The organism is Solirubrobacter soli DSM 22325 (genome assembly GCF_000423665.1).
Lineage (GTDB): Bacteria > Actinomycetota > Thermoleophilia > Solirubrobacterales > Solirubrobacteraceae > Solirubrobacter > Solirubrobacter soli.
In genome coordinates this window covers 79,951-101,276 of the sequence record NZ_AUIK01000009.1, presented here as the reverse complement: position 1 = coordinate 101,276, position 21,326 = coordinate 79,951, and the positions used below count along the sequence as shown (strand labels likewise).

Sequence of the window (21,326 nt, the reverse complement as noted above, 5' to 3'; positions counted from 1 at the left end):
GAGATGCTGCGTCGGGTCGTCGCGGTCGTCGTGCTGGCGGGGCTGTCCGGTTTGCTCGGTCTCCCGCTGCTTCGCGCTGCCTGGGGGGCCGACCCCGCAGGTGATCGGGCGGTGCGGCTGGTCACGGGAGGCGGGAAGAAGCTCACCGGGCAATGGCAGTCGTGGGCGAACGCGTCTCTGGTTCCCACGGTCACCGGCAAGGTCGTGGTCAAGCTCATCGGGTGCCCAGGGCTCCCGAAGGCGGCAGGCTGCGTGTACACGGACCGTCCTCGCACGATCTATCTCAGGAAGGACCTGGAGCACCCGCGCGGCGTGCTGCTGCACGAGCTCGGCCACGTCTACGACCTCACGGTGCTCAGCAACCGCGACCGCGGGGAGTTCCGCAAGATCATGCGCCGCCCCCACGCGCAGTGGTGGACGGGCAGGATCCCGCTCGCCGAGTGGTTCGCCGAGGCCTACGCCTGGTGCGCGCGCTACACGAAGATCGTCTCGGTCGGCGACTACGCGATCTACGACTACGACCCCACGCCCACCCAGCACCGCTCGACCTGCTCGCTGATCAAGCGCGCGGCGCGCGATGAGACGCCGCCGAAGCCGCCGGCGGCCCCGCCCGTGGTGACCGGCGACCCGGCCGCCCCGGCCGCCCCGCCCGTCTCTCCGGTGGTCGTGCCCGGCGACCCGGTCCGCGACCCGGGCCCGGTCGTCCTCGAGAGCCCCGCCCCGAGCCCGACCCCGAGCCGGACGCCGACGCCGACTCCCACCCGGACGCCCACGCGCACCCCGACGGCGACGCCGACCCGCACGCCGACGCCCACCCCGACGACCACGCCGACCGAGACCCCGACGCCGACGCCCACCGAGCCCCCGACCCCGACAGACACGCCCACACCCACGCCCACCGAGGAACCGACCCCGACCGCGACGCCCGAGCCGACGCCGACGCCGACCCCGACCGAGGAACCGACCCCGACGCCGACGCCGACGCCCGCCTATCACGGGCATCCCCACTGACGCCTGGCATCATGGTCGGGATGGACGGCTCGGTGCTCTGGCGGGCGGCGCTGTTGCAGGCGCTCACGCTCGGTGTCGTCGCGCTCGCGTTGGGCGCGGCGTTCGATCGCGAGTTCTTCGAGTCGTGGGGCTGGCTCGCGGGACCCGGCGCCTGGGCGGCGTGCGCGCTGTTCACCGGCGCGGTGCTGCGGCTGCCGTTGCCGGCCGTGCTCGCGGGCGCGGCGCTGGCGGGCATTCCGAGCCTGATCACCGTGCTGATCGGGGTCCACTGGCTCGGCGCGCCGTTCGCGGTCGCGCTCTTCGCCTACTGGTGCGCGCGCCTCGCGGGGCGCCGGCGCGTGGCGGTGGCCTGACATGGACCTCGGACTCGCCGGCAAGGTCGCGCTCGTCACCGGGGCGTCGAAGGGCATCGGCCGTGGGATCGCCGAGGCGCTCGTCGCCGAGGGCGCGAAGGTCGCGCTGACGTCGCGCGACGCCGCCCGCGCCGAGCAGGTCGCCGCCGAGATCGGCGCCCGCGGGTACGCGTTCGACTCGGACGATCTCGCCGCGATCGGCCCGCTGCTCGACGCGGTCGAGCGTGACCTCGGCCCGATCGACATCTACATCGCCAACACCGGCGGCCCACCCGCGGGCGACCCGCTCGAGTTCACCACCGAGCAGTGGGAGGCCGCCCAGCGCACCCTGCTGATCTCGCCGATGACGATCATCGAGCGCGTCCTCCCCGGCATGCGCGAGCGTGGCTTCGGCCGCGTCGTCGCGATCGGGTCGATCGCCGCGAGCGAGCCGATCGACGCGCTGCAGCTCTCCAACGCCCACCGCCCGGGCCTCGTCGCCGCCTTCAAGGTCCTCGCCCGCAAGGTCGCCGCCGACGGCGTGACGTTCAACCACGTCCACCCGGGCCAGATCGCGACCGACCGGATGATCGACACCGCCGGCTCCCTCGAAGCCGCCCAGGAACGCGCCAGGCAGGCGATCCCCGCGGGCCGGCTCGGCACCGTCGAAGAGCTCGCCGCGGCGGCGGTCTTCCTGTGCTCGCAGCCCGCCTCCTACGTCACGGGAACGGCCATCCTCGTCGACGGCGGCCTGTCTCGCAGCGTCTGACCTAGACTGTCCGGTCTACGCCCCCATGGTGTAGCGGTTAGCACGCAGCCCTTTCACGGCTGTAGCGCGAGTTCGATTCTCGCTGGGGGTACTTCTTCTCAGGCTTCGTCGGGCCAGTGGCCGTGCGCGTCGAAGTACTCGCGCGCCTCTTCTTCCTTGTCGCGGTCGTTGCGGCCGGAGATCAGGAAGTAGACGACGAGCACGCACATGGCGAAGCTGAGCACGCAGGCGACGACGGCGTAGAGCTCTTGGAGCACCCGTCCAGTGTGACGGGTCAGATGAACCTACGGAGCGCGGCCTCCACCTGGGCCTGTTCCCAGAGGTCGGCCTGCTCGAGGGCGCTCGGGCAGTAGAGGCCGAGCTCGCCGCTCTGCCAGACGACCTCGATCCACCCGATCTCGTTGAAGTCGGTGACGGTGCCCGTGCCGTGGACGAACGGCTCGGGCAGCCAGACGACCGTATCCCCGAGGCTCATCGGCGCGGGGGCTCGCACAGCACGAACTGCCCGCGCTGAAGGGTGTGGGCAATGGCCGCCGCCTTGTCGATCTGGGCGGGGGTGTACGACACGGGGTTGTGCAGCGTCACGATGTGCGCGCCTGGGATCTGCATCGCCTTCTCCAGCTCTCGTTGGGTGTACGGAGCCTCCCTTGGCCGCGTCAATCGGCAGGGACGGGCGATGTCTTGAGAAATGAGTGCCGCCGGCAGGGATCGAACCTGCGCACATCGGATTAAAAGTCCGTTGCTCTACCGCTGAGCTACGGCGGCCCGACGCGTCCGACTCTAGCGCGCAGTAGGCTTGCGCGAGGGTGAGCGTAGGCGGTGTGGAGATGGGGGGTCGCCGTCGGAGGAGGACCCCAGAGGTCGCCGAGGCCGAGATCGTGGCCGCGGCGGAGTCCCTGCTGCGCGAACGGTCCTTCCGCGAGCTGACGGTCGACGAGGTCATGCGCCGGACCGACCTGTCGCGGCCATCGTTCTACGTCTACTTCAAGGACCGGCACGCGCTGATCCTGCGTGTCGTCGAGCATCTGCGCGGCGAGCTGCGGACGATGTCGCAGCGCTGGTACACCGGTTCCGGCGACGGGCCCGCGCTCGCGCGCGAGGCGATGGAGGGCATCGTCGAGGTCTACGCCACGCAGGGCCCAGTCCTGCGCGCGCTGGCCGACGCGGCCGCCGACGACCCAGAGGTCGAGGAGGTCTACGGCGCGCTCGTGCAGTCCTTCATCGACGTCACGACCCATCACATCGAGGCTGAGATCGAGGCCGGCCGGGTCCTGCCGCTCGACGCCGCCGAGACCGCCCGCGCGCTCGTGTGGATGATGGAGCGCTACCTGAACCGCTCGCTCGGCCGCCAGCCGTCGGACGTGCCGCGCGAGACCGTCGCCCACACGCTCACGACGATCTGGACCCGCGTGCTCTACGGCGCCGACGCGCCGAGCCAGGCCTAGTCGAGCGCAGCCGCGGTCCAGGCGCCGACCGCGGCGCTGCCGGCCGCCAGGGCGACCGTACCCGGCCCGCCCGGGGACGGGAGCGAGCGGAGCGCGGCGTACGTCGCCAGCGCGTCGACCGTGTCCGTGAACGCCGCCGCGAGGAGCCACGGGCGCTCGCCGGACCCGCGGTGCAGCGCGGCCGCGGCCCCGAGGCCGACCGCGAGGTCGCGCGCCCCGAACGCGACGGCGAGCACCCGCCCGCCGGGCGAGTCGGTCACCGGACCCACCCACCCGCGGGTGACCAGGTCCGGCTTGAGGAGCAGCGCGGCGCCGATGGCGATCCGCCCGTACGCGACCTGCTTCGCGATCGTTCGTGCCTGCATGGCCGGCACGCTACCCGGTGCGTCAGTGCTTGAAGTGGCGGCGGTGCGTCAGGACCATCGAGATCCCGGCGGCGTCGGCGGCCTCGATGACCTCGGGGTCGCGCTTGGACCCGCCCGGCTGGATGATCGCGGTGACCCCCGCGTCGACGGCCAGTTGCGGGCCGTCGGAGAAGGGGAAGAACGCGTCCGAGGCCAGTGCGGCCCCGAGCAGCGACGAGCCGGCGTCCCGGGCCTTCTCGATCGCCAGGCGCACGGAGTCCACCCGCGACATCTGGCCCGCGCCGATCCCCACCGACGCGAGGTCGTTGGACAGCACGATCGCGTTGGAGCGCACGTGCTTGCAGACCTTCCAGGCGAAGAGCATCTCGCCCCACTCGGCCTCGGTCGGCTTGCGCTCGGTGACGACCTGCATCTCCGTGCGGTCCTCGAGGCCCATGTCGCGGTCCTGGACGAGCAGGCCGCCCATCACGCGCTTGATGTCGCGCTCGGCGACGTTGACGCCACGCCGCTCGCCGTCCTCGAGGATGCGCATGTTCGGCTTGGACGAGAGCAGCTCGAGCGCCTCGTCCGTGAACGACGGGGCGATGATGACCTCGCAGAACTGCTTGAGCAGCGCCTCGGCGAAGCCCGCGTCGACGGCGCGGTTGACACAGATCACGCCCCCGAACGCCGACACCGGGTCGCACGCGAACGCCGCGGAGTAGGCCTCCAGCACCGACCCGCCGACGGCCACGCCGCACGGGTTGTTGTGCTTGATGATCGTGCACGCCGGCAGCTCGAACTCCTGCGTCAGCAACCGCGCGGAGTTCAGGTCGAGCACGTTGTTGAACGAGAGCTCCTTGCCGCCCAGCTGCCGCACCATCGAGAGCACGTGCATGCGCGCGCCGGCCTGCGAGTAGTACGCCGCGCGCTGGTGCGGGTTCTCGCCGTACGCGAGGTCGGTGACCTTCTCGTAGGCGTTGAGCAGCAGCGGCGGGAAGTCGTCCTGCTTCTCGACGAACCAGCGCGAGATCGCGCTGTCGTAGCGGGCGGTGTAGGAGAACGCCTCGGCGGCCAGGGACTCGCGCGTGCCGAGTGACAGCTTGCCGCCGGCGTCCTTGAGCTCGGCGATCACCGCGTCGTAGCTGGCCGGGTTGACGACCACCGCGGTGAAGCCGAAGTTCTTCGCCGACGCGCGGATCATCGTCGGCCCGCCGATGTCGATGTTCTCGATCACCTCGTGGTCCGTCGCGCCGCGGCGCGCCGCGGTCTGCTCGAACGGGTAGAGGTTCACGCACACCAGGTCGACGAACTCGACCTCGTGCTCGGCGGCCGCCGCCATGTGCTCCGCGTTGTCGCGCAGCGCGAGCACACCCGCGTAGATCTTCGGGTGCAGCGTCTTGACGCGCCCGCCCATGATCTCCGGAAAGCCCGTGAAGTCCTCGACCGAGCGGACCTCGAGCCCGCTCTCGCGCAGCGCGGTCGCGGTGCCGCCGGTCGACAGCAGCTCGACGCCCAGCGACGCCAACCCGCGCGCGAACTCGACGATCCCCGTCTTGTCCGACACCGACAGCAGCGCGCGCTGCACGCGGACCTCACCCGGCTGCACCATCGCCTCCATCGAGTCGCGGACCATACCTGGAGCCGACGTCACGGCGTTCCTCCGACCAACACGCGCCGCGGGTGGGACGGATCCGGGCGGACGGTCCCGCTGGCGATCAGCCGCACCGCTCCGGTCAGCAACTCGTGCTCGATCGGCCGCAGCGCCTCACGCACCTCTGCCGGATCGGTCGCCTCCGGCAGCTCGATCGCCTGCTGGAGGATGATCGGGCCGGAATCGATGCCCTCGTCCACGAAATGGACGGTGACGCCGAAGACCTTGACGCCGTAGTCGAGCGCCTGCTCGACCGCGTGGATGCCCGGGAACGCCGGCAGCAGCGCCGGGTGCACGTTGATCACGCGCAGCGGGAACGCGGCCAGGAACGCCGAGCTGACCAGCTGCATGTAGCCCGCCAGCACGACCAGCTCGACATCGCGGGAGACCAGCCACTCGGCGATCGCGATGTCACGCGCCTCGCGGTCCGGGTACGCGTCGCGCGGGAAGTCCGCCGTGTCGATGCCGAGCGCCAGCGCGCGGCCCAGCGCTTCCGCGCCGGGCTTGTCCGAGCCGACGGCGACCACCTCGGCCTCGTGGCCGTGGACGCGATCGAGGATCGCCTGCAGATTGGTGCCCGCGCCGGAGGCGAGCACCCCAACTCGGAGACGGGTCATGCGGCTCGCATTTGCGTGAAGGGAAGGATGCGCACGGCCTCCAGTTTGGGGAACCGCGCTTCCGTCGCCCGCAGGCGCCCGGATTCGACCAGCGCGTCGATCGCCGCCAGCACGTCGTCGGCCCGCAGGTCGCGGTACGCGCCGTAGCTGGGCAGTCCGTCGTAGGAGTGCTGGACGATCGCCTTCGACCGACGCCCCCGCAGGATCTCGGCACACCGGTTGCGCCCCACCGCGGGCACGGCGCGGGACACCACGTCGACGATCGCCGAGTCGAGGTCATCGGCGGGCGCGAGCATCGGCTGGCGCGCGGCCGGCGCCTCCGGAATCGTGCTGGGATCGCACACGTCGCAGCAGGCACCAGCGGGCTCCGGGTCCGACCGGTCGCCGAAGTGGCGCAGGATGCCACGCCGCCGGCAGCTGTCGCCCTCCACCCACGCCCACACCGAGCGGTACTGGCGCCAGCGAACCTTCGTGCCCTCCTGCGTCGCCGCCTTGCAGGCCGCGAGCGTGGACCGGTCCCAGACGCCGACGACCCGCCCGACGACGCGGTCCGGGGCGGACGGCGCGGGCTGGATGACGCCCGCGCGGGCCATGTAGCCCACGACGGCGCGCACCGCGTCCTCCTCCCCCTCGGCAGCGAGCTCGTTGAGGTGCAGGTTGTACCGCGGCGGCGAGCCCTCGGCCGCGCGCACGATGGCCCGCGCCGTCGCCTTCAGGAGGTCCTCCGGCACCGCCGCGCGCTCGATGAAGAACACGTGCAGGCCCTTGTCGCGGCCCGTGGCGAACAGCAGGCAGCGCGCCGGCAGGCCATCCCGCCCCGCGCGGCCGGCTTCCTGGTAGTAGGCCTCGATCGACGACGGCACCGACTCGTGGCAGACCGTCCGCACGTCGGGCTTGTCGACGCCCATCCCGAACGCGTTGGTGGCGACGACGACCGGCGCCTCGCCGTTCATGAAGCGCCGCTGGACGTCCGCGCGCACGTCCCGCGGCAGGCCGGCGTGGTACGCGACCACCTCGACCCCGAGCTCATGCCCCAGGCGGTCGGACAGCCGGTCGCACTCCGAGCGCGTGCCGGCGTAGACGATCGCGGGCAGCGCGTCCGGCTCTGAGAGCGCCGCGACGATCCGCCGGCCGACCGCCTCCTTGTTCGGGCAGTCCACGACCGAGAACGTGAGGTTCGGGCGATCGAACCCCGTCGCCACGTGGACCGGTTCCCGCAGGCCGAGCCGCGACACGATGTCCGCCGCCACCTCGGGCGTCGCCGTCGCGGTCGAGGCCAGGATCGCCTCCGCGCCGAGCCACCGCGCCGCGTCGGCGAGGCGGAAGTACTCCGGCCGGAAGTCGTGCCCCCACTGGGATACGCAGTGCGCCTCGTCGACCACGAACAGCCCGATCTCCGCGTGGCGGATGCGTTCGAGGAAGCCGGGCGAGGCGAACCGCTCCGGCGCGACGTAGAGCAGCCGTACCTGACCGGAGATCGCGTGCTCGACCGCGAGCCGGTTCGTGCGCGAGTCCTGCTGCGCGTTGACCAGCGCGACCCGGCCGGGCGCGACGGCGTGCAGCGCCTCGACCTGGTCCTGCATCAGCGACACCAGCGGCGAGACCACCAGCGTGAGGTCCGTCCGCATCAGCGCCGGGAGCTGGTAACAGAGCGACTTGCCCGATCCGGTGGGCATCACCACGAGCACGTCGCGGCCACCTCGGGCGGCCTCGACCGCCTCACGCTGGCCGGGCCGGAACGCCTCGAAGCCGAACAGCTCGCTCAGCGCGCCGTCGACGTCGGCTGAGCGAGCGATGGGTACTCGCGGCACACGCCCGTCCGCCGCCCCCAGATCCAGTGAGGTCTGTGTAGGGGGCGGTGGTTCCTCTAGCCAGGCGAGCGACACGGGCTGGCGACCTTACCGCCAGCCCCCGACGTCACCCCGGACATTGCGCAGTTTTGTTGCAGAGTTAATGCAGAGACGTGAAAGAGAAGTCCCAGACGCCCAGGTTCTCGTTCGCGACGGCGTTCACGTCGGCCGACGACGCCATCGGCACCTTGTCCCACACGAGCGGCACGGCCGGGGCCTGCGCCGTGATCTCGCGGTCCACCTGACCCCACGCGTCGGCGCGGGCGGCGGGGTCGGTCACCGTCGTGGCGCGGTCGATCGCGGCGTTGACGGAGTCGACGTTCAGCTGCGACACGTTCGCGTTGCCGACCGGCGTGATGTGCTCGCCATTGAACGTCGGGTCCAGGAACGTCTGACCGTCGGCGAAGTCCCGCGACCAGCCCACGTTCGGGCAGACGGCGACGGCCGCGGAAGGCGCACCGCAGTACTTCGTCATCACGGCCTGCTGGGACATCAGCCGCAGCTTCACGTCGAACCCGAGCTTCGAGAACGCCTCCTTGGCGATCTCCGCGATCTGGCGGCCGTTGCCGTCGGAGGGACCGACCATCAGGATCGGCTCGCCGCTGTAGCGGCCGGACGCGAACCCGGCCTTCTTCAGGTAGGACGCCGCGAGCGCCGGATTGCCCGACGGCGACGCGAGATAGTCCGCGCCCGTGCCGTTCACGCCGCCCGCCTGCTCGAACCCGGGGACGCCCGGCGGCAGGAAGTGGGTGGCGATCGTCCCGACGCGCTTGCCGCCGAGCGCGAGCTGCACCGCCTCGCGGTTGAACCCGGCGAGCACGGCCTTGCGGACGTTGAGGTCGTCGAACGGCGCCGCGGCGGTGTTCAGCGCCGCCCAGCGGCCGCCGCCGGAGTCGACGAGCTTCAGCTGCGACGGACGCTTCGTGACGGCTTCCTTGAGGACCGCCGGCGGGAGCATGAAGTCGCCCGTGACCATGTGCGAGCCCTTCAGGACCTTCATCGACGCGATCGCCGCGTCGTCATTGCCCTGCGGCATCTCGATCCGGTCCAGGTAGGCGGGCCGGTAGTCGGTCTTCGCGACCCAGCTCGGGTTGCGGACGAGGACGATCTTCGTGCCCGGGTCGTACGTGTCGACCATGTACGGGCCGGTGGCGACCTGGTGGGTGCCGTACTCGGTGACCTTCTCGCGGTCGTAGGTGAGCGCGTACTCGCGCGGCACGGGCGCGGCGAGCGGCAGCACGAGCGCGGCGGCCAGGGTCCCGCCGGTCGAGCGGCGCAGGTTGAAGACGACCGTGTGCGTGTCGGGCGTCTCGATCCCCGCGATCCTCGTGCCCGGCGCGGCGCCCGGCTCGGCGCCCTCGATGTCGCCGAAGTAGGCCGGCGCGTACGGGTTGTTGACCGTGCGGAAGAAGCCCCGCTCGATCGCGTACTTGACGTCCGCGGCGACGACCTCGCGCTTCACCGGCGGCGAGAAGCGCACGCCGGAACGCAGCTTGAGCGTCACCGTCTTGCCGTCGGCAGAGACCTCCGGCAGCGCGGTCGCGAGGTCCGGCCGCGCCGTGGCGCGCCCCGGCTCGTACGCGATCGGGGTGCGCTGCGTGACGCCCGCGACCATGTAGCCGCCGGAGTAGTAGGTGATGCCGGGGTCGATCGAGTCGACGTCGCCCGACCACGGCACGGTCAGGGTGCCGCCTCGCGTGGTCTTCGCGACGGGCGTCTTGGTGTCAGTCGAGCCGCAGGCGGCGAGCAGGAGCGCCGCCAGCGATACGGGAACAGCGATCTTTCTCATCACCCCAGCCATCGGCGGGGCTTGAGGGTTCTTGACGAGTCGTCAGCCGCGAACCAGCGGGAGCGCGTTCTCGAACGCGTCCTTGGCGGACGTACCGATCAGTGGGTAGGTACCACTGAAGCACGCGTCGCAGTGCGTCTCGCGCGAGCCGTTGATCGCCTCGTAGACGCCCTCGAGCGACAGGTAGGCGAGCGAGTCGGCGCCCAGCTCGGCGGCCACCTCGGCCTCCGTGCGGTTGTGGGCGATCATCTCCTCGCGCGTCGACATGTCGATCCCGTAATGACAGGGGTGGCGGATCGGCGGCGCGGAGATGCGCATATGCACTTCGCTGGCCCCGGCGTCGCGCAGCATCTGCACGATCTGGCGCGTCGTGTTGCCGCGCACGATCGAGTCGTCCACGACGACGATGCGCTTGCCCGCGACGACTTCGGGGAGCGGGTTGAACTTCAGCCGCAGGCCGTGCTTGCGCAGCTCCTGGCCGGGCTGGATGAAGGTACGGGCGACGTAGCGGTTCTTGATCAGGCCGTCGTCCTGCGGGAGGCCGCTCGCTCGTGCGAACCCGCGGGCGGCGGGGTTGCCGGAGTCGGGCACCGGGATCACGAGGTCGGCGTCGACCGGCGCCTCGCGGGCGAGGATCTCGCCCATCTTGCCGCGCGAGACCTGGATGACCTGGCCGCCGAGGCGGGAGTCCGGGCGCGCGAAGTAGATGTGCTCGAAGACGCAGAGCGCGGAGCGCGGGCTGGGAACCGCCTGGCGCGTCTGGATGCCCTTGGCGGTGATCGAGACGATCTCGCCCGGCTGGACGTCGCGCAGGAACTGGGCGCCGATGATGTCGAACGCGCAGGTCTCGGACGCCACGCAGTAGTGGTCGCCGAGCATGCCGATGCTCAGCGGGCGCAGGCCGAGAGGGTCGCGGAAGGCGACGACGCGGTCCTCGGTCATCACGACCGTGCTGTAGGCGCCCTCGACGCGGCTGATCACGTCGACGAGCGCGTCCTCGACGGTGTCGGCCTCGTGCGTGGAGACGAGCGCGGCGATGATCTCGCTGTCGCTGGTGCTGCGGAAGTTGACGCCCTTCTCGCGCAGCTCGGTGTGCAGCTCGACCACGTTGACGAGGTTGCCGTTGTGGCCGAGCGCGACCTCACGGCGATCCGCGCGGTACACAGGCTGCGAGTTCTCCCACGAGTTCGCGCCGGTCGTGGAGTAGCGGACGTGGCCGACCGCCATGTCCCCCTGCAGCGCGCGCAGCTTCGCCTCGTCGAAGACCTGGTTGACCAGGCCCTGGTCGCGCATCGCCATGATGTGGCCGTTCTGGCTGGTGGCGATGCCGGCCGACTCCTGGCCGCGATGCTGGAGCGCGTAGAGCGCGAAGTAGGTGTGCCGGGCGACCTCGCGCCCCGGCGCGACTATGCCGAAGACACCGCACTCATCGCGCGGGCCATCGCGGTCTTCCAGGGGAGCGGGGGCAGACAAGAGGAACCGGTTGTGGCGGGAACGACCGGTGGGTTCAGGCTAGCAAGGCGAGCGGAGGGGATCGGGCCGGTTTCGCGGAACCGGGTGCATCGAGCAGCAACACAGTGTCGAACCCCGCGTCGCGGAACGTGACGCTCCGTATGAAGCACGGGATGCCGCCGAGGACTAGGCTCCTTTGACTTTCTCCGCCGCCTGGCACGGCCACGCCGCGCGGCCCTTCGTCCGACTCGGGAACGGGATAACCATGGCCACTGACGCACCTGTTCAGATTCCCCGCCAGCGCATCGCCGAGCTTGTCGAGCGCGAGGAGAAGCAGCTCAACGACCGCACGCAGCGGTCCAAGGAGATGTACGCGCGTGCGCAGGTCCACCTCGCCGGTGGCGTCGCCTCGTCGTACCAGCTGCGCGACCCCTGGCCGATCTACTTGGAGCGCGGGTCAGGACCGCGCGTCTGGGACGTCGACGGCAACGAGATGTGGGACTTCCACAACGGCTTCGGCTCGATGGTCCAGGGGCACGCGCACCCGGCGATCGGGGCTGCTCTGGCTGAGCGGTACTCGTCCGGTACCCACTTCGCGGCGCCCACGGAGGACGCTGTGGTCGTGGGTGACGAGCTCGCCCGCCGCTGGGGGCTGCCGAAGTGGCGGTTCACCAACAGCGGGTCCGAGTCCACGATGGACGCGATCCGGATCGCCCGCGGCACGACCGGCCGCGACACGATCGTGAAGATCTTCGGCTCGTACCACGGACATCACGACGGCGTGATGGTCTCGATCGGCGTCGAGTACGACAAGATCGGCGACCACGAGAACCTCGCGTCCCTGCCGTATGGCGCGGGCATTCCGCAGGCGGTCGTGGACTTGACCGTCCCGGTCCCGTTCAACGACGCGGGCGCGATGGAGCGCCGCATCGAGCGGTTGACCGCGGAGGGCCGCAAGCCCGCCTGCGTGATCATGGAGCCGGCGATGATGAACCTCGGCGTCGTGCTGGCGGAGCCGGGGTATCTGGAGGCCGTTCGCGACATCACCCGCCGCCACGGGATCGTGCTGATCTTCGACGAGGTCAAGACCGGTCTCTGCATCGCCGCCGGTGGCGCGACCGAGCGGTTCGGTGTGACGCCGGACCTCGTCACCCTGGCGAAGGCGCTCGGAGGCGGCACGCCGATCGGCGCGATCGGCGGCACCGAGGAGGCCATGGCAGCCGTCGAGGACGGCTCCGTCTACCAGGTGGGTACGTACAACGGCAATCCCCTCGGCATGGCCGCCACCAAGGCGAACCTGCTGGAGGTCCTCACGCCGGCCGCCTACGAGCATCTCGATCGGTTGAACGAGCGGATCCTGAGTGGTTGCGAGGCGGTCATCCGCAAGCACAACCTCCCGGGCTACGCCGTCGGCGTCGGCTCCAAGGGCTGCGTCACGTTCTCCCCGTCGAAGATCGTCGACTACGAGACCTTCAAGGCCAACCAGGACAAGGACCTCTCCGAGCTCGCTTGGCTCTACAACATGAACCGCGGCATCTTCATGACGCCGGGGCGCGAGGAAGAGTGGACCCTGTCGGTGACCCACGACGACACCGCCGTCGACGCGTACGTCCAGGTCTTCGAGGCGATGGCCGACGACCTCATGGCGTAATTTCTAGACGATCGTCGGATTGCTCTGTAGTACCTGACTGATGGAAACTCTCCCGCCACGGGTGCGTGGGGGGAGAGTTTTCGGAGGGCAGGGCTATGAAGGGCATGAGGGCGATCATCGTTGTAGGTCTGGCCGCGTGCGTGGGCGCGTTCGCGGCACCCGCGAGGGCGGGTGAGTACGTCGTGCAGAGCTGCGACGCGGCCGGTCCCCACGGCCGCGTCTCGGGCTGGTCAGGGACATTCAGTGGATGGGCTCCCAGCGATTCCGGCCGGCTCCCGCCGGTCAACGACCGGTGTGCAGAGGGAATGGGGTTCGGGGTCGATTTCAACGTGGGCCTGGCACAAGGCCCGCTGGCCGCGTTTTGGCGCTTCGAGGCACCCGCGGACACCGCGATCACCACGCTCGTGCTTCGCAGGCAGGGTGGTGCCGATGCGACGTCCCCCGGCGACGGTGCATTCGACTACGTCGTGCGCGATGGGTCAGGCAGCATCCTCGAGACGAATCCGAGCCCTCCTTGGACGATTGGAGGTGACGCGAACCCATTTCCTGGATTCGCGGAACGCGTGTTCGGCGGGCTGACGACTCGCTACGTCACGTTCGGGATGTCCTGTACCGCCTCGGGGCCATGCGGTGCAGGGTTCCGCTCTTTCATCAGGGTGGGCGCGGCTCGAATCACGTTGCGCGATGACGTCTCGCCCTCCTCGAGCGCGACGACCATCACCACCGACGACACGGGCGCGATCCTCGTGCCCTTCGCTGACCGCGGCGGCGGGCTGCAGAAGGCGACGCTCTTGATCGACGATCGAGCGGTCGATTCCACCGTTCTGTGCGAGAAGCCGTTCCTCGATCCGGTTCCATGCCCCACCGCGGGGACCTTGTCACTCGATGCTTCCGGTGACGCATCCTCGAATGTCCAAGTGGAGTTGATCGACGCGTCAGGCAATCGCTCCCTCGTGCGGTTGACTCCTCCGGCCGAGCCGGGGCCCAGCGTCGATTCAACCGCGATCCCTGCTCCCGGCGGGGTGAGCGCCGCGCCGCCATTGACCGCCCCATCGCCGTCGATCGCCGGCGTGTTGAAGCTCGAGCGTGCCGGGAGCCGACGTGTGCGGTACTCCGCGCCTCCGGTGGTCAAAGGGACCGTGAAGGCGAGTGACGGATCCCCGCTCGCGGGCCTGATCGTCACGACCAGCGACGGGACGTCCGCGAAGACCGACAGCAAGGGGCGGTTCAGCGTCAAGCTGGCCAAGGGGGCCTCGCGTGAGGTGCGGATCAGCTACGGGGATTCCGTGCAGACCGTGAAGGTCGTCGTGGCCGCGCCGATCCGGCTCAAGACCGACAAGACGAGCACCCGCAACGGGCGCAGCATCACCTTCACCGGCTCAGTGCCCGGGGCCGAGAACGCCAGCACACTCGTCGAGCTGCAGGCACTCGCCCACGGCAAGTGGATGGCCTTCAAGACCGCCCCTCTCCGCAACGGGAAGTTCAAGGCCGGCTACCGATTCCTGCGCACGTTCTTCACCCAGCGGTACACCTTCCGCGCCGTGATCCACGACACACCCGGCTTCCCGTACGCCGCCGGAACCTCCAACCGGGTCAAGGTGACCGTCCGTGCGTAGTCGATCAGCATCTGCGGCAAGAGGCGTGCGGCCGATCATCGTTGCAGCATTGGCCGCGTGCGTGGGCGCGTTCGCGGCACCCGCGAGGGCGGGTGAGTACGTCGTTTCGGCGTGCAGAGCGGGCGACGCGCCCGCTCCGACGACGTCGTGGGCTGCCGAGAGAACATGGGATCCCACTCTGGGCACCCCGACCACCCCGGCCGTGAGTGACTCGTGCGCCTCCGGCGGCAGGTTGCTGTTCAACCTCTCTGAACCAGGCGTCGGGTTCGCGGGGGCCAAGTGGAGCTTCTCCGCTCCCGCCGGAACCTCGATCTCCGCTGTCCGCATCTGGCGCTGGGTGACGACGAGCCAATCAACCACGCCGTATCGCACAGTGGCGGACGAGCGCGTTCTCGAGCAGGACGAGCCTCCGATCGGAAAGGAATTCGGGAGCTCGGACTTCGCGCAGCCGCTCGCCGCGGACCGACTCGACGCAACGCGAGTCTCGCTGGAGTTGTGGTGTTACAACCCGAGCCCGCGTTGCCTCGACGGTGACAGCGCTCGGCTCGAGGTCGGCCGCGCAGAGGTGACCCTCAGCGACACCCAGGCGCCGACTCTCGCAGGAGCCGTTGGTGGAAGTGCGCTCAGCGGAGCGTCGCTTTCCGGTGTCGTCGACGTGGCCATTCCGTTCGCGGATGCGGGTGGCGGTCTAGAAACCGTGACGCTCCGCGCCGAGGGGACGGACGTCGCAGAGAGCCGCGTCGGCGGTTCGTCTTGCACGCGTCCGTTCGTCGCTCGCACGCCATGCGCCAGCAGTGGAACGGCCGTCGTGCAACTGGATACCGCTCGCTTGAGCACCGGCACCCACTCGCTCACCGGCGTCCTGACCGATGTCGCCGGCAATAGCACCGTCGTGGGACCGTTCGAACTGGCGGTACGCACACCGGTCGCTTCGATCTCCCCGATCACGACCGTCGACCCCCCGGTCGTGGTGCCCCTCCCCCCGGTCGCCGGCTCGATCCGCATCGACGGCGGGCGAACGCTCCACTCGCGCTACAGCAAGCCGCCGCTGGTCAAGGGGACGGTCAAGGCGACCGACGGGTCACCACTCGCCAACGTCGTCGTCACGACCAGCGACGGGACGACCGCGAAGACCGACGGCAAGGGGCGGTTCAGCGTCAAGCTCGCCAAGGGGTCGAACCGGGAGGTGCGGATCAGCTACGGGGACTCCGTGCAGACCGTGAAGGTGATCGTCGCCGCGCCGATCCGGCTCAAGACCGACAAGACGAGCACCCGCAACGGCAGGAGCATCACGTTCACCGGGTCGGTGCCCGGGGCGGAGGAGGCGAGGACGCTCGTGGAGTTGCAGGCGCTCGCTCACGGCAAGTGGATGGCCTTCAAGACCGCCCAGCTCAGGAACGGGAAGTTCAAGGCCGGCTATCGGTTCACGCGCACGTTCTTCACCCAGCGGTACAGCTTCCGGGCGGTCGTCCGCGAGGACGACGGGTTTCCCTATGCGGCGGGGAAGTCGGCGGTGGTGAGGGTGGTGGTGCGGGCGTAGTCGCGGAAGGCGGTGAGGAGCGCTCGTTCGGCGTCGGGCAGCCCGTGGGCGGAGGGCGGGAGCGGGTCGCCGGTGGGGAGGCCGCAGGTGTAGAGGAGGACCGCGAGGGCCTGGTCGGTCGCGATCCGGGTGCGGGCGGCGGCTTCGGCGCGGGCGTTCACGGACAGCGTGAAGGTGCGGCCGAAGCGCGGGCTCAGGGGCATGGCGATGCCGGCGGTGACGAGTTCGGTGGCGATGCGGTCGGACGCGAACTCGGCGGTGCGTTCGATCCATGCCTGCGGGGAGCCCGGGCGCCCGGAGAGGACTCGGGCGCGCAGGTCGGCGAGGATCGCGGGCTCGTCGGCGGAGGAGCGGCCGGCGACGACGCGGCGGCCTTCGAGGACCTGGAGGTGGCCGGAGCGGATCGCGTCGATCAGGAGGGCGGTGGCGATCAGGGGCTCGGTGCCGGCGCGGCCGTGGGTGAGCAGCATCGCGTCGGTGCGGAGGTCCGGGCGGGTCGTGGAAGGGCGTTCGACCCCCACACGGGCCGCGTCGGAGAGAAGGACCGGGGACATGACTACTCCTAAGAGGCGGGCGGGCGCGCGGCTAATACGCGAGTTGGGCTTCGCGGCGGCGCTGGTCGCGCAGGACCGCGAGGAATGCTTGGGCGGATGAAGGGAGGCCGCGGACCGCGGACTCGAGGCGGCGGGTGTCGCGGCGGCCGACGATCTCGTCCAGCAACCCGATGTGCAGCAGGATCGCGCCGAGGGCGATCGACGAAGACGTCCCCGCGCCCGTCAGCGCGGCCAGCAACCGCGCGCGGGCGGCGTCCTCGGCGGATTCGGCCACGATCAGGGTGTCGTGGCGCAGCAGTCGGCGGGCGCCGGAGAGCCGCAGCGGCGTCGTGACACCGGCACCCGCGAGCTCGGCGCTCACCCGCTCCAGCGCGAAGAGCGCCGCGCGGTCGAACCAGCCCCACGGATCGTCGGGCGTGGCCTCGAGCACGCGCGACCGCAGGTCGGCCATCAGGAGCGGCGCGTCGTCGACCAAGGCTCCCGCGACGACGCGGCGACGCTCGATCCCCAAGAACCGCCGCCCGACGACCTGGATGTGACCGCCGAGCGCGCCGTCCAACACGACCGCCGCGCTCACCAGCAGCAGATCCTCGGCCGTCCCCTTGCGCCCGTGGGTGAGCAGCATCGCGTCGCCGCGAACGCTGGGGACGTAGGTCCGGGCGGTCTGCGTGGGGCTCATGTCCGCAAAGACGCGGACGGGCGACCGGTATTCCCGAACCTAAAGGGGTCAGGCCCCTTTAGGTTCGGAAGTGGCTAGTGGAGGAGTGAGGCGAGACCGTGGGTGAACGCGCGGCCGAGCTCGTCGAGCGGCACGTCGAGCACGCCCTCGATCGACACCGACGACCCGCCGACGACCCCGATGACCCGCGCGGCGCCGCCGAACGCGTCCAAAGCCGCGGCGGGGCCGGAGACCAGGAACGCGCCCGGGCCCTCGCCGAAGAGCTCCTCCTCGGACGCCAAGCCGGACACCGAAGCGCCGATGCCACCCGCGAGGCAGGACTCGGCCAGCGCCACCGCGACGCCGCCCTCGGCGACATCGTGCGCCGACGACAGCGAGCCCGCCCGCACGGCCTGGCGGATCGCGGCGTGCAGCGCCTTGACCGAGCCGAGGTCGACCGCCGGAAGCGGCCCACGAACGACCTCGCCGCGCAGCTTCGACAGCTCCGACGCGGCGAGCGACGGCGACCACGACGCGCTCACCAACGCGATCGAGTCACCCTCGGCCGCGAAACCGAGCCGACCAGCGCGCCGCGCGTCGGGCAGCTCGCCGACCAGGCCAACGACCGGCGTCGGGTAGATCGGGCCCTCGCCGCCCTCGTTGTACAGGGACACGTTGCCGCCCACGACGGGAATCCCGAAGCCGCGGCACGCGTCGCCGAGCCCCGCGATCGCCCGCGTGAACTGCCACGCGATGTGCGGCTTCTCCGGGTTGCCGAAGTTCAGGCAGTTCGTCAAACCCAGCGGCTCCGCGCCCACGCAGGCCAGGTTTGCCGAGCACTCCAAGACGGCTTCCACCGCGCCCCGGTAGGGGTCGGCGGCGACGCGTCGCCCGTTGCCGTCGATGGCGACCGCGATCGCCGGCCGCGGACCGTCCAAGTCGGACGGATAGAGCAGCGTCTCCGGATCGGCGTCCCCTGACGGGAGCATCAAGACGGCCGCGTCGGCCGACTCCGGCCGCCGCACCGTGCGCGACCCGACGATCGAGTCGTACTGCTCGAACGCCCACTTGCGCGACGCGACGTTGGAGGACCCGAGGAGCGCCACCAGCACCTCGGCCGGGTCGGACGAGGAGAGCATCACGGGCGGCGCCGGATACAGCGGCGTCGCCGGCTCCGCGGGCGCGAGGTCGTACGCCGGGCACTCGTCGACCAGCGCCTCCACCGGCATGTCGCCGACCAACTCCGAGCCGTCGAACACGCGCAGGCGACGCGTGTCGGTGACCACGCCGATCGCCGTCCCGTCGACCTCCCAGCGCGCGCAGACCGCCAGCACGTCGTCCACGCGACCGGGCTCGACGACGCAGAGCATCCGCTCCTGGGACTCCGAGACCATGATCTCGAACGGCTCCATGCCGGCCTCGCGGAGCGGGACCTTGCGAACGTCGATGTCGAGGCCGACCTCGCCCTTCGCCGCCATCTCGGACGACGACGAGGTGAGGCCCGCGGCGCCCAGGTCCTGCAACGCGACCAGCAGGCCCCGGTCCAGGAGATCCAACGAGCACTCGAGCAGCTTCTTCTCGGTGAACGGGTCGCCGATCTGCACCGAAGGCCGCTTGTCCTCGCTGTCATCCAGCTCGGCCGAAGCCAGGACCGAAGCGCCGCCGATCCCGTCCCGGCCCGTCTTGGCGCCGAAGAGCACGACGACGTTCCCGACGCCAGCCGCAGCGCTCCGGATCAGCTTGTCCGTCTCGATCAGACCCAGGGCCATCGCGTTGACGAGGCAGTTCTGCTCGTACGGACCCTCGAAGTAGATCTCGCCGCCGACGGTGGCGATGCCGATCGAGTTGCCGTAGTGGCCGATGCCGGCGACGGCGCGCTCGAGCAGGTACCGCGACCGGGCGGAGGACGACACCTCACCGAACCGGAGCGAATCGAGGATGGCGATCGGCCGCGCGCCGATGGCGAAGATGTCGCGCAGGATGCCGCCGACGCCGGTCGCCGCGCCCTCGAACGGCTCGACCGCCGAGGGATGGTTGTGCGACTCGACCTTGAACGCGCACGCCAGGCCACCGCCCACGTCCACCGCACCCGCGTTCTCGCCGGGGCCCAACACCAACCGGGGACCCTCGGTGGGCAGCGACTTCAAGAGCCGACGCGAGTGCTTGTAGCCGCAGTGCTCGCTCCACATCAGCGAGAAGACGGCCAGCTCGACCTCGTTCGGCTCGCGCCCCAGCTTCTCGACGATCAGGTCGTACTCGAAGTCGGTGAGCCCGAGCTCGCGGTGACGACTCACGCCGGCACCCGCGCGGCCGACTCGAACAGCTTCAAGCCGTCCGCCGAGCCGGTCAGCAGGTCTACGGCGTGCTCCGGATGCGGCATCAGCCCCACCACGTTGCCCGCGGCGTTCGACACGCCCGCGATGTCCCGCGAGGAGCCGTTGAAGTTCGAGCGATAGCGCAACACGACCTGACCGGAGGCCTCCAGCTCGTCGAGCACCTCGTCCGGCGCCCAGTAGCGGCCGGTGGTGTGCTTCGCGGGGATCGACAGCGTCTCACCGGCGACACAGGCGCTCGTCCACGCCGTCGAGGCGTTGACCACCTCGATGTCGAGCTGCCGGCAGGTGAACTTCAGCGACGTGTTCGGCAGCAGCGCGCCCGGGAGCAGACCCGCCTCGCACAGCACCTGGAACCCGTTGCAGATCCCCAGGACCAGCCCGCCGTCGCGGGCGAACTTCTCGACCTCGACCATCACGGGCGCGAACCGCGCGATCGCCCCCACCCGCAGGTAGTCCCCGTAGGAGAACCCGCCGGGGACGATCACCGCATCGACGCCGCGAAGGTCCGCGTCGCCATGCCAAAGCAGCTCAGCCGCACCCACGCGGCGAGCCGCCAACAACGCATCGACCTCGTCACACGAGCCCGGAAACCGGACGACCCCGAATCTCACTGGATCTCGTAATCCTCGATCAGGGGATTCGAAAGGAGCTTCTCGCACATCTCAGGCAGCCGCGAGGCGTCCTCGACATCCAGCTCGACGAGCCGGCCGACGTGCACGTTGGCCACGCCGGAGAAGCCCAGCGCGGGCAGCGCCCGCTCGACGGCCTGCCCCTGGGGGTCGAGGATCCCGGCCTTGGGGCGGATCAGGACACGGACGCGGGTCATGGCGCGACCCGGTCCAGCCAGGCGCCGAACGGCTCACCCGCGAGGCGCTCGTAGGCGGTGATGTACCGCTCGCGGGTCTGCGCGACCACGTCGTCCGGGATCGGCGGCGCCGGCGGGTTCTTGTCCCACCCGCTGCCCGTCGCCCAGTCACGCACGTACTGCTTGTCGAACGACGGCTGGCCGCGGCCGACCTCGTAGGAGTCGACCGGCCAGAAGCGCGACGAGTCCGGCGTGCAGACCTCGTCGCCGAGCGTCAGGACGCCACCTTCGTCGACGCCGAACTCGAACTTGGTGTCGGCGAGGATCACGCCCCGCTCCCGCGCATGGGAAGCGACCGCCTCATAGACCGCGATCGAGACGTCGCGGACCTGCGCCGCGAGCTCCTCCGAGCCGAGCAGCCGCACGGTCTCGGCGAAGTCGATCGCCTCGTCGTGGCCTTCCTCGGCCTTGGTCGACGGCGTGTAGATCGGCTCCGGCAGCTGCTCGGACTCCTGCAGGCCCTCCGGGAGCGCGATGCCTGAAACCGAGCCGGTGGCGAGATAGTCCTTCCACCCCGACCCCGTGATGTAGCCGCGCACGATGCACTCGACCGGCAGCATCTTCAGCTTGCGGACCCGCAGCGCGCGGCCGCGGAACTCGTCCGGCACGCCGTCGGTCGCGGAGATCATGTGGTTCGGGACGATGTCCTTCGTCAGCCCGAACCACAGGACCGAGAGGCCCGTGAGTACTCGCCCCTTGTCCGGGATCGGCGTCGGGTGGACCGCGTCGTAAGTGGAGATGCGGTCCGAGGCGACCATCAGGAGATCGTCGCCGAGGTCGTAGAGCTCACGGACCTTGCCGGAGTGCAGGAGGGGGAGTGACGTCACGTGGCCTCAGGATATT

Annotated in this window: 22 protein-coding genes and 2 tRNA genes; 8 read left to right on the top strand and 16 right to left on the bottom strand. The window is 70.6% G+C overall.

Translation table 11 applies throughout. The features are described 5' to 3' along the window. Positions 1–3 precede the first annotated feature (3 nt). The 4 genes from G569_RS64490 to G569_RS0107505 all read left to right on the top strand — a co-directional run bounded on the left by G569_RS64490 (position 4) and on the right by G569_RS0107505 (position 2,203). Positions 4–1,011, top strand: a complete 1,008-nt coding sequence (locus tag G569_RS64490) for a hypothetical protein (RefSeq protein ID WP_028062968.1) — start codon at positions 4–6, stop codon at positions 1,009–1,011. Positions 1,012–1,031: 20 nt separating this feature from the next. Beyond that, positions 1,032–1,364: a hypothetical protein gene (locus G569_RS0107515; protein WP_028062967.1), complete on the top strand. Its 333-nt coding sequence runs from the start codon at positions 1,032–1,034 to the stop codon at positions 1,362–1,364. A 1-nt stretch (position 1,365) separates the two neighbouring features. Further along, positions 1,366–2,112: an SDR family oxidoreductase gene (locus G569_RS0107510; protein WP_028062966.1), complete on the top strand. Its 747-nt coding sequence runs from the start codon at positions 1,366–1,368 to the stop codon at positions 2,110–2,112. Between the two features lie 19 nt (positions 2,113–2,131). Beyond that, positions 2,132–2,203: transfer RNA gene (locus G569_RS0107505), tRNA-Glu, on the top strand. 7 nt (positions 2,204–2,210) lie between these two features. Here G569_RS0107505 and G569_RS62315 read toward each other — a convergent pair. The 4 genes from G569_RS62315 to G569_RS0107485 form a co-directional block, all read right to left on the bottom strand. Beyond that, the gene (locus tag G569_RS62315) at positions 2,211–2,369 is read right to left on the bottom strand and encodes a hypothetical protein (protein WP_157591882.1); all 159 of its coding nucleotides are present in this window, start codon (positions 2,367–2,369) and stop codon (positions 2,211–2,213) included. Positions 2,370–2,386: 17 nt separating this feature from the next. Next, complete coding sequence (locus G569_RS0107495) at positions 2,387–2,587, bottom strand: hypothetical protein (RefSeq protein WP_028062965.1); 201 nt, start codon at positions 2,585–2,587, stop codon at positions 2,387–2,389. Continuing rightward, positions 2,584–2,721: a hypothetical protein gene (locus G569_RS0107490; protein ID WP_157591881.1), complete on the bottom strand. Its 138-nt coding sequence runs from the start codon at positions 2,719–2,721 to the stop codon at positions 2,584–2,586. Before G569_RS0107490 ends, G569_RS0107495 begins: the two co-directional genes overlap by 4 nt. Positions 2,722–2,805: 84 nt before the next feature. Then, positions 2,806–2,877: transfer RNA gene (locus G569_RS0107485), tRNA-Lys, on the bottom strand. A gap of 62 nt (positions 2,878–2,939) precedes the next feature. Between G569_RS0107485 and G569_RS0107480 the strand changes: the two genes are divergently transcribed. Beyond that, positions 2,940–3,557 (top strand): TetR/AcrR family transcriptional regulator, encoded by a 618-nt coding sequence (locus G569_RS0107480; protein ID WP_037495450.1) that lies wholly within the window; start codon positions 2,940–2,942, stop codon positions 3,555–3,557. Here G569_RS0107480 and G569_RS57455 read toward each other — a convergent pair. From G569_RS57455 to purF, 6 genes are all read right to left on the bottom strand, one after another. After that, positions 3,554–3,922, bottom strand: coding sequence for a hypothetical protein (locus tag G569_RS57455; protein WP_053226002.1), 369 nt, complete (start codon positions 3,920–3,922; stop codon positions 3,554–3,556). The genes G569_RS0107480 and G569_RS57455 overlap by 4 nt on opposite strands. Before the next feature lie 22 nt (positions 3,923–3,944). Then, positions 3,945–5,522, bottom strand: coding sequence for a bifunctional phosphoribosylaminoimidazolecarboxamide formyltransferase/IMP cyclohydrolase (gene purH, locus G569_RS0107465; protein WP_211232925.1), 1,578 nt, complete (start codon positions 5,520–5,522; stop codon positions 3,945–3,947). Between the two features lie 29 nt (positions 5,523–5,551). Continuing rightward, a complete protein-coding gene (gene purN / locus G569_RS0107460; protein ID WP_028062961.1) occupies positions 5,552–6,172 on the bottom strand; it encodes a phosphoribosylglycinamide formyltransferase in 621 nt (206 codons plus the stop codon). Beyond that, positions 6,169–7,983, bottom strand: a complete 1,815-nt coding sequence (locus G569_RS57450) for a RecQ family ATP-dependent DNA helicase (RefSeq protein ID WP_245602445.1) — start codon at positions 7,981–7,983, stop codon at positions 6,169–6,171. The genes purN and G569_RS57450 overlap by 4 nt, the downstream gene beginning before the upstream one ends. Before the next feature lie 139 nt (positions 7,984–8,122). Further along, positions 8,123–9,811 carry an ABC transporter substrate-binding protein gene (locus G569_RS0107450; protein ID WP_028062960.1) on the bottom strand — a complete coding sequence of 563 codons (1,689 nt, stop codon included), beginning with the start codon at positions 9,809–9,811 and terminating at the stop codon, positions 8,123–8,125. Positions 9,812–9,853: 42 nt separating this feature from the next. After that, complete coding sequence (gene purF / locus G569_RS0107445; RefSeq protein ID WP_028062959.1) at positions 9,854–11,284, bottom strand: amidophosphoribosyltransferase; 1,431 nt, start codon at positions 11,282–11,284, stop codon at positions 9,854–9,856. A 244-nt stretch (positions 11,285–11,528) separates the two neighbouring features. On the opposite strand from purF, the gene G569_RS0107440 reads away from it, so the two are divergent. From G569_RS0107440 to G569_RS0107430, 3 genes are all read left to right on the top strand, one after another. Continuing rightward, the gene (locus tag G569_RS0107440; RefSeq protein ID WP_028062958.1) at positions 11,529–12,914 is read left to right on the top strand and encodes an aspartate aminotransferase family protein; all 1,386 of its coding nucleotides are present in this window, start codon (positions 11,529–11,531) and stop codon (positions 12,912–12,914) included. Positions 12,915–13,018: 104 nt separating this feature from the next. Further along, on the top strand, positions 13,019–14,530 hold the full coding sequence (locus tag G569_RS63715) for a peptidase associated/transthyretin-like domain-containing protein (RefSeq protein ID WP_169542091.1): 1,512 nt from the start codon (positions 13,019–13,021) through the stop codon (positions 14,528–14,530). Between the two features lie 829 nt (positions 14,531–15,359). Further along, entirely contained in the window at positions 15,360–16,070 is a 711-nt protein-coding gene (locus G569_RS0107430; RefSeq protein ID WP_028062956.1) for a peptidase associated/transthyretin-like domain-containing protein, read from the top strand. Here the strand turns inward: G569_RS0107430 and G569_RS0107425 are convergent. From G569_RS0107425 to G569_RS0107400, 6 genes are all read right to left on the bottom strand, one after another. Continuing rightward, positions 16,022–16,624, bottom strand: coding sequence for a GPP34 family phosphoprotein (locus tag G569_RS0107425; RefSeq protein WP_084284429.1), 603 nt, complete (start codon positions 16,622–16,624; stop codon positions 16,022–16,024). The two genes, G569_RS0107430 and G569_RS0107425, sit on opposite strands and share 49 nt — an antisense overlap. A gap of 31 nt (positions 16,625–16,655) precedes the next feature. Continuing rightward, positions 16,656–17,303 (bottom strand): GPP34 family phosphoprotein, encoded by a 648-nt coding sequence (locus G569_RS0107420; RefSeq protein ID WP_028062954.1) that lies wholly within the window; start codon positions 17,301–17,303, stop codon positions 16,656–16,658. A gap of 74 nt (positions 17,304–17,377) precedes the next feature. Further along, positions 17,378–19,576 carry a phosphoribosylformylglycinamidine synthase subunit PurL gene (gene purL / locus G569_RS46350; RefSeq protein ID WP_037495241.1) on the bottom strand — a complete coding sequence of 733 codons (2,199 nt, stop codon included), beginning with the start codon at positions 19,574–19,576 and terminating at the stop codon, positions 17,378–17,380. Then, positions 19,573–20,229 (bottom strand): phosphoribosylformylglycinamidine synthase subunit PurQ, encoded by a 657-nt coding sequence (gene purQ, locus G569_RS0107410; protein ID WP_028062953.1) that lies wholly within the window; start codon positions 20,227–20,229, stop codon positions 19,573–19,575. Before purQ ends, purL begins: the two co-directional genes overlap by 4 nt. Further along, entirely contained in the window at positions 20,226–20,444 is a 219-nt protein-coding gene (gene purS / locus G569_RS0107405; RefSeq protein WP_028062952.1) for a phosphoribosylformylglycinamidine synthase subunit PurS, read from the bottom strand. The genes purQ and purS overlap by 4 nt, the downstream gene beginning before the upstream one ends. Beyond that, positions 20,441–21,310, bottom strand: a complete 870-nt coding sequence (locus G569_RS0107400; protein ID WP_028062951.1) for a phosphoribosylaminoimidazolesuccinocarboxamide synthase — start codon at positions 21,308–21,310, stop codon at positions 20,441–20,443. The genes purS and G569_RS0107400 overlap by 4 nt, the downstream gene beginning before the upstream one ends. Positions 21,311–21,326: the final 16 nt, after the last annotated feature.